General features: G+C 67.1%; 1 pseudogene. It reads right to left on the reverse strand.

Annotated features, from left to right (window positions below):
- Positions 1-331 (reverse strand): annotated as a pseudogene (locus I6F16_RS38380) (hypothetical protein); the annotation flags it as partial.
- Positions 332-386 lie beyond the last annotated feature (55 nt).

Raw genomic sequence — 386 nt, forward strand, 5'->3', positions numbered from 1 at the left:
CCCGGTCGCCGATCACGGGGGAGTTCACCCGGAGTCGACCGCCGATGGTGACGTCCTGGCCGATCTTCACGTCCTTGCCGATCTTCGCGCGGGCGTGGATCACGCAGCCGACGCCGCCGTAGGCGAACGTGGTGCCGGCGCCGAGCTCGGCGGTGGCAGGAAGATAGCAGTTGAATCGTTCGTGGATCCACGCGCTGAAGAAGTCCGCCATCTCCGTGTGTCCCGCGAGTTGGTGCTGCCGGGCGAGCCGATGCACCGTCATGATGTCGAGTTCTGCCAAGCGGGAGCGGATCCGTGCATTGCCGCCCCCGATCAGCGTGTAGCGCTCCACGGAGAGCCCATTCGGGACGGCGTGGTCCTGGTGAGCGATCCAGGGCTCGTCACGC

Source organism: Bradyrhizobium sp. IC4060, assembly GCF_020193715.1.
Lineage (GTDB): Bacteria > Pseudomonadota > Alphaproteobacteria > Rhizobiales > Xanthobacteraceae > Bradyrhizobium > Bradyrhizobium yuanmingense.